Genomic DNA, 283 nt, shown 5'->3' on the forward strand with positions numbered 1-283 from the left:
ACGCCGCCATGACGGCGCGGTCTGCCACGCCCACGTCGGCCATCCACCATGAGGTCACGCTCGGGTTTTCGCGGATCACTTCTTCAATTAAATACTGTCCCACACCGCGACGTCATGGCGGCGTTTATGCAGGCGTTAGGGTTTACGGCGCAGGAGAGCGGGGGGGAGAAGCGTTTGGGATGAATTGTGCGGTGCGGCATGATGCGCTCACCCCGGCCCTCTCCCACGGGGAGCGGGAGAAAACATTAAAAAAGGCCACTTAAGTTGCAGTTTTGCTTTTATT

1 pseudogene is annotated in these 283 nt (G+C 58.0%); it reads right to left on the minus strand.

Annotated elements, in window-relative coordinates:
* Positions 1 to 112, minus strand: a pseudogene (locus INF77_RS23135) (acetyl-CoA sensor PanZ family protein); the annotation flags it as partial.
* Positions 113 to 283: the final 171 nt, after the last annotated feature.

This window comes from Enterobacter cloacae complex sp. P1B, from assembly GCF_014982345.1.
Taxonomy (GTDB): Bacteria; Pseudomonadota; Gammaproteobacteria; order Enterobacterales; family Enterobacteriaceae; genus Enterobacter; species Enterobacter bugandensis.